The sequence below is a fragment of the Mesorhizobium sp. M1A.T.Ca.IN.004.03.1.1 genome (assembly GCF_003997555.1).
GTDB lineage: Bacteria > Pseudomonadota > Alphaproteobacteria > Rhizobiales > Rhizobiaceae > Mesorhizobium.
The window spans coordinates 360,797-378,072 of the sequence record NZ_RZTV01000005.1 but is presented as its reverse complement, the minus strand read 5'-3'; the positions used below and the strand labels follow the sequence as shown (position 1 = coordinate 378,072).

General features: G+C 62.5%; 14 protein-coding genes. 9 read left to right on the top strand and 5 right to left on the bottom strand.

What is annotated here, in order from left to right; translation table 11 throughout:
- Window positions 1-484 precede the first annotated feature (484 nt).
- Window positions 485-2,416 carry a DUF3732 domain-containing protein gene (locus EOD29_RS18950; protein WP_127247444.1) on the top strand — a complete coding sequence of 644 codons (1,932 nt, stop codon included), beginning with the start codon at window positions 485-487 and terminating at the stop codon, window positions 2,414-2,416.
- 16 nt (window positions 2,417-2,432) lie between these two features.
- On the opposite strand, the gene lepA is transcribed toward EOD29_RS18950, so the two are convergent.
- Window positions 2,433-4,238, bottom strand: coding sequence for a translation elongation factor 4 (lepA, locus tag EOD29_RS18945; RefSeq protein ID WP_127213843.1), 1,806 nt, complete (start codon window positions 4,236-4,238; stop codon window positions 2,433-2,435).
- Between the two features lie 423 nt (window positions 4,239-4,661).
- Between lepA and EOD29_RS18940 the strand changes: the two genes are divergently transcribed.
- The 4 genes from EOD29_RS18940 (at window position 4,662) to msrA (ending at window position 7,934) form a co-directional block, all read left to right on the top strand.
- The gene (locus EOD29_RS18940; protein ID WP_127247443.1) at window positions 4,662-5,726 is read left to right on the top strand and encodes a pilus assembly protein TadG-related protein; all 1,065 of its coding nucleotides are present in this window, start codon (window positions 4,662-4,664) and stop codon (window positions 5,724-5,726) included.
- A gap of 286 nt (window positions 5,727-6,012) precedes the next feature.
- On the top strand, window positions 6,013-6,714 hold the full coding sequence (locus EOD29_RS18935; protein ID WP_127247442.1) for a DUF1223 domain-containing protein: 702 nt from the start codon (window positions 6,013-6,015) through the stop codon (window positions 6,712-6,714).
- 83 nt (window positions 6,715-6,797) lie between these two features.
- A complete protein-coding gene (locus EOD29_RS18930) occupies window positions 6,798-7,085 on the top strand; it encodes a hypothetical protein (RefSeq protein ID WP_127247441.1) in 288 nt (95 codons plus the stop codon).
- A 120-nt stretch (window positions 7,086-7,205) separates the two neighbouring features.
- A complete protein-coding gene (gene msrA, locus EOD29_RS18925; protein WP_127247440.1) occupies window positions 7,206-7,934 on the top strand; it encodes a peptide-methionine (S)-S-oxide reductase MsrA in 729 nt (242 codons plus the stop codon).
- Between the two features lie 165 nt (window positions 7,935-8,099).
- Here msrA and EOD29_RS18920 read toward each other — a convergent pair whose 3' ends face one another.
- Window positions 8,100-9,104, bottom strand: a complete 1,005-nt coding sequence (locus tag EOD29_RS18920; protein WP_067323390.1) for a cytochrome d ubiquinol oxidase subunit II — start codon at window positions 9,102-9,104, stop codon at window positions 8,100-8,102.
- A gap of 145 nt (window positions 9,105-9,249) precedes the next feature.
- A complete protein-coding gene (locus tag EOD29_RS18915; RefSeq protein ID WP_127247439.1) occupies window positions 9,250-10,611 on the bottom strand; it encodes a cytochrome ubiquinol oxidase subunit I in 1,362 nt (453 codons plus the stop codon).
- A gap of 262 nt (window positions 10,612-10,873) precedes the next feature.
- On the opposite strand from EOD29_RS18915, the gene EOD29_RS18910 reads away from it, so the two are divergent.
- The gene (locus tag EOD29_RS18910; RefSeq protein WP_095799510.1) at window positions 10,874-11,800 is read left to right on the top strand and encodes an ABC transporter ATP-binding protein; all 927 of its coding nucleotides are present in this window, start codon (window positions 10,874-10,876) and stop codon (window positions 11,798-11,800) included.
- A gap of 14 nt (window positions 11,801-11,814) precedes the next feature.
- A complete protein-coding gene (locus EOD29_RS18905; protein WP_067003307.1) occupies window positions 11,815-12,576 on the top strand; it encodes an ABC transporter permease in 762 nt (253 codons plus the stop codon).
- A gap of 15 nt (window positions 12,577-12,591) precedes the next feature.
- On the opposite strand, the gene EOD29_RS18900 is transcribed toward EOD29_RS18905, so the two are convergent.
- Complete coding sequence (locus tag EOD29_RS18900; RefSeq protein WP_127247438.1) at window positions 12,592-13,629, bottom strand: phosphatidylglycerol lysyltransferase domain-containing protein; 1,038 nt, start codon at window positions 13,627-13,629, stop codon at window positions 12,592-12,594.
- Window positions 13,630-13,864: 235 nt separating this feature from the next.
- Here EOD29_RS18900 and EOD29_RS18895 point away from each other — a divergent pair, with 235 nt between their 5' ends.
- Together EOD29_RS18895 and EOD29_RS18890 are read left to right on the top strand one after the other, a co-directional pair.
- On the top strand, window positions 13,865-14,371 hold the full coding sequence (locus tag EOD29_RS18895) for a MarR family transcriptional regulator (protein ID WP_127247437.1): 507 nt from the start codon (window positions 13,865-13,867) through the stop codon (window positions 14,369-14,371).
- A complete protein-coding gene (locus tag EOD29_RS18890) occupies window positions 14,368-15,048 on the top strand; it encodes a GNAT family N-acetyltransferase (protein ID WP_127247436.1) in 681 nt (226 codons plus the stop codon). The genes EOD29_RS18895 and EOD29_RS18890 overlap by 4 nt, the downstream gene beginning before the upstream one ends.
- Before the next feature lie 62 nt (window positions 15,049-15,110).
- Here the strand turns inward: EOD29_RS18890 and EOD29_RS18885 are convergent, their stop codons facing one another.
- Complete coding sequence (locus tag EOD29_RS18885; protein WP_127247435.1) at window positions 15,111-17,105, bottom strand: PhoX family phosphatase; 1,995 nt, start codon at window positions 17,103-17,105, stop codon at window positions 15,111-15,113.
- Between the last annotated feature and the right edge of the window lie 171 nt (window positions 17,106-17,276).

Sequence of the window (17,276 nt, the reverse complement as noted above, 5' to 3'; positions counted from 1 at the left end):
CGCGCTACCACAATAGAAGAACGACGCCTATTAAACCCGGCTTTTTCGGGAGTCTTAATTGCTAGGGCTGTGGCGGGTTACCAATCAGAGTCGAAAAAGGGATTCCCTTTCTATATTCCTACTTGATATTGCCACTCGTCCTTCACAGCGAAACGCGGGCACGCCTTCCGTCTACGGTCGTCACGCGACTAATCAACTGGTCGGAGAGGAATGCGGAACTGACGACGCACCTTTCGCGCCGTCTCGCTGATCTAGCCTTGGCAACGAAGGAAGGCCTCCTATTAATCACGACAACGGGCCTCGCACAGATCGTCGACGAAGCGCGGATAGAATTGGTTGTAGCGGACAAGGTCTTCGTGAACTTCGAGAAATCCACACCATCCGCCGAAGTCTCAAACTGCTGCAAGAAGGCTCATTTTGTCGGTCGCTGGTTGGCTAGTTCAGGAACCGCACCAACCGTCTTCACCGCTCTGGGAGTACGTCTTTGAAGATTACTCTTGAAAAATTGGTTCTCTACGGCCACCGAGGCGAAGTCCGCTTTCTTAGCTTCTTCCTCGACCGGATGAATATAATAACTGGCGAGTCCAAGACCGGAAAATCTGCAATCATTCATATTGTTGATTATTGCCTTGGCTCCGGTGAGTGTCACGTTCCAGATGGTGTGATACGTCGAAAAGTGAGCTGGTATGGCGTGTTACTGGATTGCTCCGGCGAGAAAATCTTTATTGCTCGTCAGAACCCTGATCGAGGGCGAGCAACCAACTCAAACATTTATATTCAAATTGGTGCCCAAGTGGAGATTCCACCTAGTGAACGTCTCGTCAAGAACTGCGACCTCGACGGCATAAGGGACCTGCTCACCCGGTATGTTGGAATCGAAGAAAATTTGCACGTACCCGGGTTGGACAGCACACGTCCACCCTTGGCAGCAAATTTCGCTCATTCTCGTATATTTTGCTATCAGGACCAGAGTCTGATCGATAATAAAAATCAGCTCTTTTTCAATCAGGAAGACGGGTTTGTAGCCCAAGCGATTAGAGACACTTTGCCATACCTTCTGGGAGCGGTAACCACTTCCGAATTGCTTAAGCAAAATGAGCTTTCCCAACTTCGTCGGGATATTCGACTTTTAGAGCGGCAGCTGGAAGCCGAAGTCTCTTGGGAGAGAGCTACAGCAACCCGCGCTAGTTCTATATTGGCAGAGGCGAGGCAGGTGGGGCTTGTTCCGCTCGATGTAAGGCCGGCTTCGGTGGATGAGGTGATTTTAGCTTTGCGAGGCGCCCTTGCATCGCCGCTCCCTTCAACTGGCGACTATGTTGATGTTGATGGGGAAATTGGCGAGCTTTTCGCCGATCGAGATTCCCTCAGGTCAGCGTATTCAGAACTCAAGGATCGTGTGGATGAAGCCCGCGTCTTTGGTTCAAACAGGGACGCCTACGAGGGCGAGCTATTCGAACAAAGGTCAAGGCTGGAGGCGCTAAACATATTTCCGGACCTGAGCGTTGGGGGTCATCAATGCCCTCTATGTGACTCTTATATCGATTCCCCAAGAATTCTTCTTGAGCAACTGCGCACAGAAGTCTCTGAGGTGGGTGACAGGCTAACATCCCTTCGGTCCCAAAATCCCAGGCTGCAGTCGTACATCGTTGAACTGGAGACTCAGCTAGAGGACGTTAGTCGGCGAATACGCGAGAACCAGAGTCAGCTGAACGCTGTTGTAAGGCAGAACGAGCTTTACCGGATCCAGCAAGAAGACGCGGTTAAGCGGTCTAGAGTGCAGGGACGAATAAGCGCGTTTCTGGAAAGCAAGGCGCCCGCGGAAGAGAGCGAGCAACGAGTGCGCCTCGGCGCAATGAAGCGTAGGGTTGAGCAATTGATGTCCGAATTATCCGGCGATAACTATGAAGATAGGCTCTCAAATGTCGAATACGTCCTATCCGACTATATGACGGAATATGCTCGTGATTTGGAACTTGAACACGCTGATGGGCGGACTCGGTTAGACTTAAGACGACTGACGGTCGTTGCAGAAACGAGAACGCATGGAAGCATCCGGCTAGAAAATATGGGCAGTGGTGATAATTGGGTAGGTTGCCACGTTTTAACGCACATGGCTCTTCACCGCATATTTCGCGAGCGCAACAGGCCAGTTCCTGCATTTGTTATCTTCGATCAACCGTCCAAGGCTCATTATCCGCCGAGTGAGCTGCAAACCAGCGATAATGATATCGAAGACGATGATCGGATCGCAGTGCGCCGTCTCTTTCGTTTCATTCAGCAACGAACAGCTGAAAGTAAGTTTCAGACGATTGTCATTGATCACGCCGATGAGGCAGAGGCATGGTTCCAGGATGCAGTTGTCGCCCGATGGAGAGGGGGCGAAAAGTTAGTCCCCGATCAATGGCTTGAAGTTTAGATTCAAAATCGGCTTCTCAATCCCCCATCTTCAGCGCCTGGATAAACGCCTCCTGCGGGATATCCACCTTCCCAAACTGCCTCATCCGCTTCTTGCCCTCTTTCTGCTTGTCGAGCAGCTTGCGCTTGCGGGTCACGTCGCCGCCGTAGCATTTGGCGGTGACGTCCTTTCTGAGCGCAGAGACGGTCTCGCGTGCGATGATGCGGCCGCCGATGGCCGCCTGGATCGGGATCTTGAACAAATGCTGCGGGATCAGCTCCTTCAGCTTCTCGCACATGGCGCGGCCGCGCTTTTCGGCGGCCGAGCGGTGCACCAGCATGGACAGCGCGTCGACCGGCTCGTCATTGACCAGGATCGACATCTTCACCAGGTCGCCCTCGCGATAGTTGGTCAGGTGATAGTCGAAGGAGGCGTAGCCCTTGGAGATCGACTTCAGCCGGTCGTAGAAGTCGAACACGACCTCGTTGAGCGGCAAATCGTAGGTCAGCATGGCGCGCTTGCCAACATAGGAGAGGTCGGCCTGAATCCCGCGCCTGTCCTGGCAGAGTTTCAGGATGCCGCCGAGATAGTCGTCGGGGGTGAGGATGGTGGCGCGGATCCACGGCTCCTCGATCGAGGCGATCTTGACCACGTCGGGCATGTCGGCCGGGTTGTGCAGCTCCTTCACCGTGCCGTCGATGAGGTTCATGCGGTAGACGACGGACGGCGCGGTGGCGATGAGGTCGAGGTTGAACTCGCGCTCCAGCCGCTCCTGGATAATCTCCAGATGCAAGAGCCCGAGGAAGCCGCAGCGGAAGCCGAAGCCGAGCGCGGCGGAGGTCTCCATTTCATAGGAGAAGGAAGCGTCGTTGAGGCGCAGCTTGCCGACGGCGGCGCGCAGATCCTCGAAATCGGCGGCGTCGACAGGGAACAGGCCGCAGAACACCACCGGCTGCGCCGGCTTGAAGCCGGGCAGCGCCTTTTGCGTCGGGCGGCGGTCCTCGGTGATGGTGTCGCCGACGCGGGTGTCGGCCACTTCCTTGATCGAGCCGGTGAAGAAGCCGAACTCGCCGGGGCCGAGCTCGTCGACATTGACGCGGGCCGGCTTGAAGACGCCGGTGCGCTCGACGAGATACTTTGCGCCCGTGCCCATCATGCGGATGGTCTGGCCCTTCTTCATCACGCCGTCGATGACGCGGACCAGCACGATGACGCCGAGATAGGCGTCGTACCAGCTGTCGACCAGCATGGCTTTCAGGGGTGCCGAAATGTCGCCCTCGCGCGGCGGCGGCAACTGGTGGACGATCGCCTCCAGCACGTCCGGCACGCCAAGGCCGGTCTTGGCCGAGATCAGCACGGCATTGGAGGCGTCGAGGCCGATCACCTCCTCGACCTGCTCGCGGATGCGCTCGGGCTCGGCCGCCGGCAGGTCGACCTTGTTCAGCACCACGACAATCTCGTGGTTGTTGTCGATCGCCTGGTAGACATTGGCGAGCGTCTGCGCCTCGACCCCTTGTGAGGCGTCGACCACCAGCAGCGAGCCCTCGCAGGCGGCCAAAGAGCGCGAAACTTCATAGGCGAAGTCGACATGGCCGGGCGTGTCGATGAGGTTCAACACGTAGTCCTCGCCGTTTTTGGCGCGGTAGTTCAGCCGAACGGTCTGGGCCTTGATGGTGATGCCGCGCTCGCGCTCGATGTCCATGGAGTCCAGCACCTGCTCCTTCATGTCGCGCTCCTCCAGCGCGCCGGTGAGCTGGATCAGCCGGTCGGCAAGCGTGGATTTGCCATGGTCGATATGGGCGACGATGGAGAAATTGCGGATGTGGTCGAGGGGCGTCGTCATGCGGCGCGCTTTAGCAGGGGCGGGTTTAAGGGGCAAGCGGTGGGCCCGGGGAGATCGGAGCAGAGCAGGCAAGCACGCTCGCCAATGTCTGAACACGGCCAATGATCGGAGGCCGGCGCTGCCCCTCATCGCCCTGCCGGGCACTTCTCGCCGTAAGTGACGGGGAGAAGGGGCTGGCCGCCGCCTCGGTACCTTTCTTGCAGCGTTCCAAATTGGCGAAATCGTCGATGGGGGCGCCCCTCTCCCCGTTACCATACGGGGAGAGGATGCCGGCAGGCAGGTGAGGGGCAGCGCAAGCGTTTGAAGGTTAGGGCGCCTCCGCGCAAAAATTCAATCCACTTAAACTTTCATGCACTCATTTTGGGCATATCTCCACCTCTGGTGGCAGGCAGGTTGCATTGCCGGTGTGTTGGGGGTTGGGGCATGTTCTCGTCGGCAAGAGATTTCGTTCGATCGCAAGGCGGCTCGATGCTGCCGATGATGGCACTGTTGGCGATCCCGCTGCTGCTCGCGGTCGGCTTTTCTGTCGACTACACCTCGGCGGTGACGACCAGGAGCAACATGCAGCAGGCGCTGGATGCCGCGATCCTGTCAATCACCACGCTGCCGACCACGACCTCGAAGGCCGATCGCCAGACGGCCTTGCAGCAGGCCTATGTCGCCAATAGCGGGCTGGGCGACGCGACGCTCACCGCCGTCAACGTCGCCGCCGACGGCACGGCGACGTTCAGCGCCACGGCGGCCTATCCGATGCCAACCAGTTTCATGCAGATCGCCAGGATCAATTCGGTCGATGTCGGCGTCGGCTCCTCGGTACGCAAGATGCCGGCGCTGGTGCAGTCCACTTTCAAGGTGACGAAGGTGTCGGGCTACTGGAACAAGACGATGACGCTCTACGGCACCCAGTTCGGCCAGACCAAGGCCAAGCCGCTGATGACGATCAGCTATAACTACAACGGCTATGGCGACCCGAAGGGCTACGGCACAACCACCGTCAGCACTATCAACGGATCGACGAAGACCGTGGTGCAGAAACAGGTCTGCACGACCTCGACGGTCGACAGTTTCAACAATCTGCCGAGCGGGGCGATCACCCAGACCAGCGGCAGCAACAAGTACGTCACGACCTGCGCCGATACCTTCTATCCGGCCAATGGCGCCGGCGCGGTGATCGATGTCAGCCAGATGGACCAGCTCTATCTACAAATGGACGTTCCCTCGGGCAACCCGAAGGTGCTGAAGTCGAACGATCCCAACACCTCGAACCGGCTCTATATCGGCACCAGCGCCAACGATATGCCCGAGGTCGCGACCGGCCAGAAGGTCGACATCTTCACCTCGGTGCCCTGCGGCCAGACCGGCTACCAGGCCTGGGAAGACGGCGGCAACCCTGTGCCGGCGCCGGTTTCCAATGCCGACTTCTTCTACAATGTGACCGGCAAATGCGCCTTCAACCAGCGCCCGTCCGAGACGGTGCTGACGCAGTAGCGCCCTCCCTTCTCCCCTTGTGGGAGAAGGTGTCGCCGAAGGCGACGGATGAGGGGTGCTCCAGCTTGGTGGCGCCTTAAGTCTAGACAAGAATCTAGCAGACGCGCTCGCGAGCGTCTCACTCCGCTGGAGCGCCCCTCATCCGTCTCGGCGCTGCGCGCCGATCCACCTTCTCCCACAAGGGGAGAAGGGGAAGGCGCCTCTCAATCACAAACCGGTGAAGCTGTAACGAAGTCCTCCGCGGCGGCGAAATGGGAGCATCGCCCCGCTACGGAGACTGCTTCCCATGACCGGATTGAAGACAAGGATCGGCCTGCTTGCCGGCGCGGCATTTGCTGCGCTTGCCGCCACGCTCGATGCCGCTTCCGCCGAGCCGCTTACCGTGGTCGAGCTGTTCACCAGCCAGGGCTGCTCGTCCTGCCCGCCGGCCAATGCCAATCTGATCAAGATCAAGGACCGGCCGGGCGTGCTGGCGCTGTCCTTCAACGTCACCTACTGGGACTATCTCGGCTGGAAGGACATTTTCGGCCGGCAGGAATTCACCCAGCGCCAGGTCGCCTACGAGCCGCCGCTCGGCCATGACGGGCCGTTCACGCCGCAGGTGGTGGTGAACGGCAGCGCCGACGCCGTCGGTGCGGCGCCCGGCGAGATCGAGCGGCTGATCTCGACAACCCCGCACGCCTCGGGTCCGGCGCTCTCGCTCGGCGACGGCAAGGTGAGCATCGGCGGCGGCACGGCGCCCGGCGGGGCGGCCGATGTCTGGCTGGTGCGCTACGCACGCGGCGTCGTCGAGGTGCCGGTGGCGCGCGGCGAGAACACCGGACGCACGCTACCGCATGCCAATGTCGTGCATTCGCTGCAGAGGCTCGGCCGCTGGAACGGCGAGGCGACGACGCTGCCGCTGCCTACGGCACCCGGGGGCTTGAGCACGGCAGTGCTGGTGCAGACGCCGGACGGCGGGCCGATCCTGGCCGCCGCGGCAAACTGACTTTTCTTTTCGGGCGGGGCCGCGGCAGGCGGCAGCGCACCATCGGGCCCGCATCCGCGCGCCGCAACCAAAGGAGAACTAGCATGACCAGATTCCTCACGCTGCCGGCGCTGGCTTTCGCGCTTGCCGCTGCCGCGTTCGTTGCCGGCGCCCGCGCCGACGACACGACCGACGCGATGAAGCCAGCCAATGCGATGGCGACCGAAGCCATGAAGCCGGCGACCGATGCTATGATGCCGACCGGCGAGATGAAGCCCGCAGATAAAATGAAGCCCGATGCAATGGCGTCCCAGGCGATGAAACCCGCCACGGATGCCATGAAGCCCGCGGATGCGATGAAGCCTGCCGACGCGATGGCGCCGGCGCAATAAGTCAGCGGCCCAGGCCTCTTGGCAACAATCGCCGCCGGCCAGAAGCCGCCGCACGGCAAAGTGAGAAACCTGGGACGGCTTGCTTCGTATATAGTGGAACAACGAACAAGGAGATCCGACATGCACGGCATCGATAAAAAGGCGGCGCGGCGCTCGCTGGCCCCGCTTGCAGCGCTGGTGCTGACGGCGGCCGCGGCCGCCTTCTGGCAGACGCCGGCGCGTTCGGCCGAGGACGCGGTGGTGATCCCGCCGCCGGTTTTGGATGAAAAGGCCGCCGGCGGCACGGAGAAAGCGATCTTCGCCGGCGGCTGCTTCTGGGGCGTGCAGGGCGTGTTCCAGCACGTCAAGGGCGTCAGCAAGGCCGTCTCCGGCTACGCCGGCGGCAGCGCCGAGAACGCCGTCTACGAGGTCGTCGGCACCGGCCGCACCGGCCATGCGGAATCGGTCGAGATCACCTACGATCCGTCGAAGGTCACCTATGGCCAGCTGCTGCAGGTCTATTTCTCGGTCGCGCACAATCCGACGCAGCTCAATTACCAGGGGCCGGACCAGGGCACGCAGTACCGCTCGACGATCTTCGCCGAGAACGACGAGCAGAAGAAGATCGCCGAGAGCTACATCGCCCGGCTCGACAACGCCAAGGTATTTTCGAAGCCGATCGTGACGACGCTGGAGACCGGCAAGACCTTCTATCCGGCCGAGGATTACCATCAGGATTTCCTGACGCTGAACCCGACCTACCCCTATATCGTCTACAACGACCTGCCGAAGATCGAGAATTTGAAAGCGCTGTTTCCCGCGCTCTACAGCGAGAAGCCGGTGCTGGTGCTGGCAAGTAGCAAGAGCTGAGCCGCGCAGATCTCCCCCCTCGAGGGGGAGATGTCGCCGAAGGCGACAGAGGGGGTCGCCGCGCGTGGAGCGCCGACCTCGTCTGCAGCAAAGTGGGCTGAGCCCAGTCGGACCGACCCCCTCTGCCTGCCGGCCATCTCCCCCTCGAGGAGGGAGATTATGCGCTCAATCGTAGGTCAGATCCGTCGCCTTGCCGCCGAACACGCGATAGGCGTAGAACGAATAGAAAATGATGATGGGCAGCACGACGACGGTGCCGACCAGGATGAAGGCCAGGCTCTCCGGCGCCGAGGCGGCCTGCCAGATCGTCAGCTTGTCGGGCACGACATAGGGATAGAACGACCAGGCAAGCCCGGCGAAGCCGAGCGCGAAGATGGCGGCCAGGGTCAGGAACGGCCGCAGCGCATGCCGGTCGTCGGGCTTGGGCAGATGAAACGTCTGCCGCCACAGCCACAGGAACAAGAGCGCCGATACGATCGGCAGCGGCGACAGATAGAGGATCTCCGGCCAGAGGAACCATCTGTCGAAGATGCGCGGGCTGGCGAAGGGCGTGGCCAAAGAGACCGCGACCATGCCGAGCGCCGTCAGCACCAGCGTGACGCGCAGCCAGCGCACCGCCTTTCCTTGCAGGTCGCCCTCGGTCTTGTAGATCAGCCAGGCCGAGCCCATGGCGGCGTAGGCCGCCGACAGGCAGAGCGCGACCAGCGCGCCGAAGGCCATGCCGCCAATGCCGACATCGAGGCCGAGCACATAGACGCCGAGCATATAGCCCTGCGCCAGCGAGGCCATGGTGGAGCCCAAAAAGAAGATCCGGTTCCAGCGGTGCTTCTTGCCGGCCGGCACCTTGGCGCGGAAATCGAAGGCAACGCCGCGCAGGATCAGGCCGACCAGCAGCAGGAACACCGGGATATAGAGCGCGGTGAGGATGGTGCCGTGCGCCATCGGGAACGCGACCAGCAAGAGGCCGACCGCCAGCACCAGCCAGGTCTCGTTGGCGTCCCAGAATGGGCCGATCGCGGCGATCATCGTGTCCTGCTCGGCATCTTCGGCGCCTGCGAACAGGATGCCGATGCCGAGATCGAAACCGTCGAGAATGACGTAGATCAGGATGGCGAGGCCCATCAGGCCGGCGAAGATCAGCGGAAGCGCGGTGGGCCAGTCGAAGGTCATCTTTCTTTCCTCCAACCGAGATTGGTCCGACAGACGGCCATACTGTTTGAAGCACCCGTGCCGGCGGTCAGGTGAGTGACAGCGCCGACCTCAGAAGAAAGGCCCGCATCGAACCGACCGTACCGCTTGTCTTGCGCCTGCATGTTCACTCTCCGGCGGCCGGCTGCGACATCGCGGCGTTCATGACGCCGGGCAACGGCGAGGTGTCGCCTTCCTTGGCCGCCTTCAGCGCGAGATGCACCAGCACGCCGAGATAGGCGATCAAGAGCAGCACATAGAGGATGAGATAGACGGCCAGGGTCAGCGCGACATGGCTGCCGGCGACCGGGCCGACGGCATCGGCTGTCTTCAATATTCCGGTGACCAGCCAGGGCTGGCGGCCGATCTCGGTCGTGTACCAGCCGGCCAGCGTCGCCAGCCAGCCGGAGAGCGCCATCGGCACCATGATCAGGGCCAGCGGCTTAGGCAGGCTGCGGCGACGCATGAGGAAGAAGGCTGCCGACCAGGAGACGATGAGCATCAGGATGCCGGTGCCGACCATGACGCGGAAACCCCAGAACACCGGGAAGACCGGCGGGTGGTTGCCCGGATAGTCGTTGAGGCCGGGCACGACGCCGCTTGTGCTGTGGCGCAGGATGAGGCTGGCGCCGTCGGGAATGGCGAGCTCGAACCTGTTTTCCTTGGCCGCCTCGTCGGGCAGCGCGAACAGCACCAGCGGCACGTGGGCGCCGGTGTTCCAGTTCGCTTCCATGGCGGCGATTTTCTGCGGCTGGTGCTCGAGCGTGTTCAAGCCGTGCTGGTCGCCGGCAAAGATCTGGATCGGAATCAGGATGGCGGCGGCGAAGACGCCGGTGCGCAGCGCCTTCCACATCGATTCCGAGCGGTCGCCATAAAGGTAGCGCAGCGCCGAGCAGCCGGCGATCAGGAACGAGACCGTGAGCCCGGAGGCGAGCAGCATGTGGACCAGGCGGTAGGGCATGGACGGATTGAAGATGACCGCCCACCAGTCGAGGGCATGCGCCTTGCCGTCGATCATCTCGAAGCCGGCCGGTGTCTGCATCCAGGAGTTCAGCGCGATGATCCAGAAGGCGGAAACCGTGGTGCCGCCCGCCACCAGCACGGTCGCCAGCGTGTGAATGCGGTTGGAGACGCGGCGGAAGCCGAACAGCATGATGCCGAGGAAGGCCGCCTCGAGAAAGAAGGCGGTCAGCACCTCATAGGCAAGGAGCGGCCCGGCGATGTTGCCGACCGTTTCCATATAGCCCGGCCAGTTGGTGCCGAACTGGAAGCTCATGGTGACGCCCGACACCACACCCATGGCGAAGGACAGCGCGAACACCTTCACCCAGGTGAAATACGCGCGCATCCAGGCCGAGTCGCCGGTCGCGTTGTAGCGGAGCTTGAAGAAGAGAAGCACCCAGCCAAGTGCAATGGTGATCGCCGGAAACAGAATATGGAACGAGATATTCGCGCCGAACTGGATGCGCGACAGGATGAGCGGGTCCATGCTGGGCTCCGGCTGCAATTCAGGCTTGAAGGATAGGCTTCGAACACGCATCGGTCAAAGCGGCGCGGCGTCACGCGAGGCGCGTTGTCGCAGCGTCGGGCGGTCATGGACAGACGCACCGCGTGACAGCTTGCCGGCGCCGTTCGACGTCGCGAATGGCGGCGACTGTCGAGAACTGTCAGGAGCACGGTCGATTGCCGGTTTGCATAAAACGACATCCGACCTATATCAGGTCACGTTTTCCAGCCGGCCATATTTCAGCATGTCACCCATCATCTCCATCTCCGGCGTCACGAAAACCTATGCCACCGGTTTCAAGGCGCTGAAGGAAATCAACCTCGACATCGAGCGCGGCGAGATCTTCGCGCTGCTCGGGCCAAACGGCGCCGGCAAGACGACGCTGATCTCGATCGTCTGCGGCATCGTCAACCGCTCGTCGGGCAGCGTCACCGTCGACGGTCACGATATTGGCAGGGACTACCGCGCGGCGCGCAGCCTGATCGGACTGGTGCCGCAGGAGCTCACCATCGACGCCTTCGAGACGGTCTGGGCGACGGTGAACTACAGCCGCGGCCTGTTCGGCAAGGCGCCCGACAAGGCTTTCGTCGAGAAGGTGCTGCGCGATCTCTCGCTTTGGGACAAGAAGGACGCCAAGGCCATCACGCTATCGGGCGGCATGAAGCGCCGGCTGATGATTGCCAAGGCGCTGTCGCACGAACCGCGCGTGCTGTTCCTCGACGAGCCGACGGCGGGCGTCGACGTCGAGCTGCGCCAGGACATGTGGGCGATGGTCAGGCGGCTGCGCGAGGACGGCGTCACCATCATTCTGACCACGCATTACATCGAGGAGGCCGAAGCGATGGCCGACCGGGTCGGCGTCATCAACCGCGGCGAGATCATCCTGGTCGAAGGCAAGGCGGAGCTGATGCGCAAGCTCGGCCGCAAGCAGATGACGCTGGAGCTGCGCGCGCCGCTCGGCGCGTTGCCCGAGGGCCTGTCGCGCTATGCGCTGGAGCTGTCGGCGGACGGCAACGAACTCACCTACACCTATGACAGCCAGAGCGACCGGCCGGGCGTCGCCTCGCTGATCCGCGATCTCGAGGCCGCAGGCATTCAGTTTCACGACCTCGACACCAAGAACAGCACGCTCGAAGAGATCTTCGTCAATCTGCTGAGGCAAGAGCCATGAACCGCCACGCGGCTATGAACCTTCGTGCAGTGTGGGCGATCTACCGGATGGAGATGGCGCGTGCGTTCCGCACGGTGCTGCAAAGCATCGTCTCGCCGGTGATCTCGACATCGCTCTATTTCGTCGTCTTCGGCTCGGCGATCGGCTCGCGCATCACCGAGATCGACGGCATCAGCTACGGCGCTTTCATCGTGCCGGGGCTGATGATGCTTTCGCTTTTGACGCAGTCGATCTCGAACGCCTCCTTCGCGATCTATTTCCCGAAATTCGTCGGCTCGATCTACGAGCTCTTGTCGGCGCCGGTCTCCTATCTCGAGATCATCATCGCCTATGTCGGGGGCGCGGCGACCAAATCGATCATGCTCGGGCTGATCATCTTGGCGACCGCGGCGCTGTTCGTGCCGCTCAGGATCGAGCACCCGTTCTGGATGATCGCCTTCCTGGTGCTGACGGCGGTGACCTTCAGCCTGTTCGGCTTCATCATCGGCATCTGGGCCAAGACCTTCGAGCAGCTGCAGCTGGTGCCGCTGCTGATCGTCACGCCGCTCACCTTTCTGGGCGGCAGCTTCTATTCGATCCATATGCTGCCCGGCATCTGGAAGACGATCACGCTGTTCAACCCGGTCGTCTACCTGATCAGCGGGTTCCGCTGGAGTTTCTACGGCAAAGCGGACGTCTCGGTCGGCGTCAGCCTCGGCATGACGCTGGTGTTTTTGGCCGCCTGCATCGCAATCGTGGCGTGGATTTTCAGGACCGGGTATCGGCTGAGGAATTGACGAACAGGGCTTGCTTCAAATCGCCTTGATCAGCCGCAGCAGTCCAAGCATCTCCATCAGCGTTCCCTTGCGGAAGGCAATGTAAGTCGGCTCCTCCAGCCCGTGGAAGCGGCGCTTGAAGGCGGCCTGGCCCTGCAGGTTGAAGCGCGAGCGGTTGACCCAGGGCGACTCGTAGGCGCGCCGGAAGGTGCTGCGCCAGAAGCTCGATTCGGCAAAGCCGCTCGGCTCGACGTCGAGCAGCGGCGACAGGCCAAGCGTGACCACCGAAACGCCCTCCTCGCGAAAGCGATCGACGGCGAATTTGGTCAGGCCGATCTCGGCATGCGGCGTGGCGTCGACCTGCTTGCGCTTGAAGGCGGTGGTATAGCCGATGACCTCGCCATTGCTGAACAGCGGATCGAAATCGAGGATGGCGACGAGCTCACCCTGCGGGCCGTGAAGGACGAAGCGGCGCATGTCGGCGCCGAGATGGTCGGCGAAAGGGCGGTTCAGGAAGCCCATCTCCCAACGTTTGACGATGCGCTCGCCGCGCCAATTCTCGGACAGCCGCGAAACCTCGTCGAGCAGCATGTTGGCCCTGTCCTCGGCGAAGGTGAAGCCCTTCTTTGCCAGCCAGCGCTCCGAATAGCGCACGGTCTCGTTGCGCTTGCCGGAGAAATCATGCGCCGGCAGCTGCAACCTTGTGTCGACGCCCAGCCGATTGATCTGATAACCGAGCCCGGCCAGCACCTTTGCCGTGGCGGCGCTTATCTGAACGAACCAGGGGCCGCCGGCGGCCTCGACGAAGCGCTTGATGTAGCCTGGCCGGTCCGGCGGATCGACGACCGGATCGCCAAGCGCGAAATGGTGCTTCATCTTGGTGCCGAATGCGATGTAGCCATCGCCTTCGCTGAAGTAGGACAGCTTTTGCTGCACGGCGGTGGAATAGGCGAGCGAGAAGTCGCCATGGCGCCGCACCAGCGCCAGGCGCTCGAGATGCGACAGCTCGCGCCGCGGCACCTTGGGCGCCCCGCCGTCAAGAAACCTGTCGATATGGATGCGCAGGGATGGCATCAAGCGTCCGCATGCCGATGAAGAAGGACCCGGAGCCCACGGGCCTCGAATCAGTCGCCTTGGCGCGACGGATCGGTCATGTCGCGCCAGCGCCATATAGGATGCTATCGGCGGCGAATGAAGAGGGAATGTCTACCGGCCAAAGCCGGCGCTCCGGCTGCATCGTGAAACCATATTGCCAATTTCCATGCAATGTTATATATCATGTTACCCTTTTTGTTCCGGCAGTTCGACGATGGAAGATGTTCTGAGGTCCCTCGGCTTTCTCTGCCTCGGCAGCAGGCTGAAGCGCATTGGCGAGCAGTTGCAGGCCGACACGCAGCGCGTGCTCGATCGCCTGGATGTGCGGATCCAGTCGAGTCAGTATCCGCTGCTCGCCGCGCTCGACAGGCTGGGGCCGCTGCCGGTCGGCGAACTGGCGCAGTCGCTCGGCATCGCGCAGCCGGGCGTGACGCGGGCCGTGTCGCTGCTCACCGAGCTCGGCCTGGTCGAAGTCACACCATCGGATGACGACCAGCGGCGCCGGATCGTTTCCCTCTCAGCGGACGGCCAGCGGCTGGTCGACGCCGCGAAGCACGACGTCTGGCCGCGCATCGAGGGCGCGGTCGCGGAATTGTGCGCGGACCTCTCCGGGCCGCTGCTTGGCCAGCTCGCCGCCATCGAGGATCGACTGGCCGCGACCCCGCTCGACCGCCGGGCGGACAAGGCCAAGGCAGTCGCACCCAAGGCCGTCGCACAATGAAACATGTTCTCGACCGTCCGATCTGGAGCGCATTGGCGACGCGCCATCAGGCCTTTGCGGAAGGCGATACCCTTGCCAGGCGGTACCGGCCTTCGATCGTTCCCTTCGCCGCCACCGTTGCAGACGATGCGGAAAGCCTACAAGCCCTGGGCAAGCTGCTCCCGCCGCTTGAAAGCGCCATCCTGGTTCAGACGGACCCGATCGCCCTGCCTTCGGAACTTGCCGCGGTTTCGACCGCGTCCTTGGTGCAGATGGTTGCCGAGCAGCCGGTTGAGGCCGCCTCCGACGAGCGCGTGCAGCGACTGACGCCGGACGATGCGGCCGAGATGCTCGCTCTGGCATCGCTCACCAAGCCCGGCCCGTTCACGCTCGAAGCCTTGAGCCTCGGCGAGTTCTGGGGCGTGAAGATCGACGGCAGGCTCGCGGCGATGGCCGGCGAGCGCATGAAGCAGCCCGGCTACTCCGAGCTCAGCGGCGTGTGCACGCATCCGGATTTCCGCGGCGGCGGCCTTGCCAGGCTGCTGTCGCTGTTCGTGGCGAACCGGATCATGGCGCGGGGCGAGGTTCCATACCTGCACGCCTATGACAGCAATGCTCCGGCCATCGGCCTCTACGAGGCCATCGGCTTCCGGTTGAGAACCACCCTGAACATGGCCGTGGTCCGAGGCGTGGAGTAATCGCAAGATGAGGAAGGGTCGCGGATCACCGCAACCCTTCCCCTGCTTAAGCGAGTCGCCAATCAGACCGCGATCTTGCCGCCGCCCTGCTTGGTGATGGCAACGACCGCCGGACGCACCGGCATGTCCGGCTTGAAGTCCGGCCAGCGGGTCGATGGATCCTCGTAATAGGAGGGGCGGCCAAAAGCTTCCCAGTCCTCGCCGCCGTCGCCCGGATGCTGGACGGCGACGAAGGCGGTCTGGTCGTCCGGCGCGAATAGCGGGCCGCACATCTCGGCGCCGATCGGCACGCGGAAGAACAGCTTTGAGGTCGCCCGCGCCGCGCCCTCGGTGTCGACCGCCCACAGGCCGTCGGTACGGCCGGTGGCCTTCGGGCCCTGGCCGTCGGTCGCGACCCACAGGCGGCCGGCCGAGTCGACGGCACAATTGTCCGGCATGCCGAACCAGCCATTGGCGGTGGTCGCAGTCGAGAAGGTGGCGCCGACATCGGCCACCGAAGGATCGCCGCACTTCAGCAGCACTTCCCACTTGCCCTTGGTGGCGGCGAAGTCGCCGCCGTCCTCGACGATCTCGATGATGTGGCCGAAGGCGTTCGCCGCGCGCGGATTGGCGGCGTCGACCTGGTCGGCCTTGCGCTTGGAATTGTTGGTCAGCATGACATAGACCTTGCCGTTGCCGGCATTGGGCTGGATGTCTTCCGGCCGGTCCATCTTGGTGGCGCCGAGCAGGTCGGCGGCGCGACGCGTCTCGATCAGAACGTCGGCCTGGCTGGCGAAACCGTTTTCCGCCGTCAGCGGACCTTCGCCGAACACGATCGGCATCCATTCGACCGAGCCGTCCTCGGCGAATTTGGCGACATGCAGTGTGCCCTCGTCGAGCAGGTTCATGTTGGCGGCGCGGTCGTTCGGATTGAACGTGCCTTTGGTGACGAATTTGTAGACATAGTCGAAGCGCTCGTCGTCGCCGAGATAGAAGACGACGCGGCCATCCTTGGTGACGATCGATTCGGCGCCTTCATGCTTGAAGCGACCCATGGCGGTTCGCTTCCTCGGCACCGAATTCGGGTCGTTGACGTCGACCTCGACGACCCAGCCGAAGCGGTTGGGCTCGTTCGGTTCCTTGGCGAGGTTGAAGCGATCGTAATGCGCGCCCCATTCATAGGCGCCCTCCGGAATGCCGAGACGCTTGTAGTTGGCGGCCTCCTTGTGGCCTTCCGGCAGCTCGCCCGAGAAATAGCCGTGGATGTTCTCCTCGGCCATCACATAGGTGCCCCAGGGCGTGACGCCGCCGGCACAGTTGTTGAGGGTGCCGAAGACCTTGGTGCCAGACGGGTCGGCATTGGTCTTGACGCGATCATGGCCGGCTACCGGACCGGACAGCGCCATTTCGGTGGTGGACATGATGCGGCGGTTGAGCTTGCCGTCACGCACCACCTGCCATTTGCCGCCCTCCTTGCGGATCTCGACGATGCTGCCGCCGTGCGCCGCCATCTCGACATCGACCTGCTCCTTGCTGAGCGGCGCCACTTCGGCGGCCTTCTTGCCGTCCTTGTCGACGATCTTGACGATGCCGGGGAACATCAGATGCGGGTTGGTGTATTCGTGGTTGACGACCAGCAGGCCATGCTCGGCCGAGCCCTCGACCGGGATATAACCGATATAGTCGTTGTTGTAGCCGAACTGTCTTGCCTGGGCTCCGGCCGATTGTTTTGCCGGGTCGAATTCCGGCGAATCGGTAAAGAGCGGGTCGCCCCAGCGCAAGAGCACGTCGGCATCGTAGCCAGGCGCGACGTGGTGCTTGTCGTCGATGCCGGCCTCGAGCTCGTCGAATTTGAAGGCCGAGGCCTCGGCGGCGCGCGCCTCGTCTGCCGCGACGAGCGCCAGCGGGCTCACGGTGGCGGCGATGGCCGAGACAGCCAGCGAGCCCTTGAGGAAGTCGCGGCGCGAGAAGCGCGCGGCGATGATCTCGCCCATCGTGCGGTTGTCGGTAGGATTGACGGGCGGGCCGTCATTCTCCTCGAGCTGGCTGGTACGGAAGCGAATCTCAGGTTGGGTCATGGGCTGTCCTCTGGCTCTTGAGGTGGCTGGAACGGGTAACCGGTCGATCCCTATAGGCGCCCGATCACATTTTCGTGACATCAGCCCCATTGAGCAATGCCAATTTGCCGGCTGATCACTGTTCGCCCACGCATTGGCGCCACACGAGGCCCACAACACACGGCGAGCAGA